The sequence below is a fragment of the Variovorax sp. KBW07 genome, from assembly GCF_003852515.1.
Classification (GTDB): domain Bacteria; phylum Pseudomonadota; class Gammaproteobacteria; order Burkholderiales; family Burkholderiaceae_C; genus Variovorax.
In genome coordinates, this window is record NZ_QAJK01000290.1 from 1 (window position 1) to 347 (window position 347).

1 other RNA gene is annotated in these 347 nt (G+C 62.5%); it reads left to right on the forward strand.

Features of this window, described 5'->3' with window-relative positions:
• The first annotated feature begins 9 nt into the window (after positions 1-9).
• Positions 10-347, forward strand: an RNA gene (rnpB, locus tag DBV14_RS33205) — RNase P RNA component class A.

Genomic DNA, 347 nt, shown 5'->3' on the forward strand with positions numbered 1-347 from the left:
CGGTCACCAGACGGTCGCGGCTCTCTTACGAGAGCTGAGGAACGTCCGGGCTCCACAGAGCAAGGATGGTGGGTAACACCCACCCGGGGTAACCCGCGGGCCAGTGCAACAGAAAGCAGACCGCCCAGTTCCGACTGGGTAAGGGTGAAACGGTGGTGTAAGAGACCACCAGGGTGCCGGGTGACCGGTGCCGCTGGGTAAACCCCATCCGGAGCAAGATCAGACAGACGACGTTCGAGGCTGCTCGCCGAGTCGTTGGGTGGATTGCTTGAGGCCGGTGGCAACATCGGTCCCAGATAGATGACCGTCCGTCGAGAAGGGCAACCGACTCGATGACAGAACCCGGC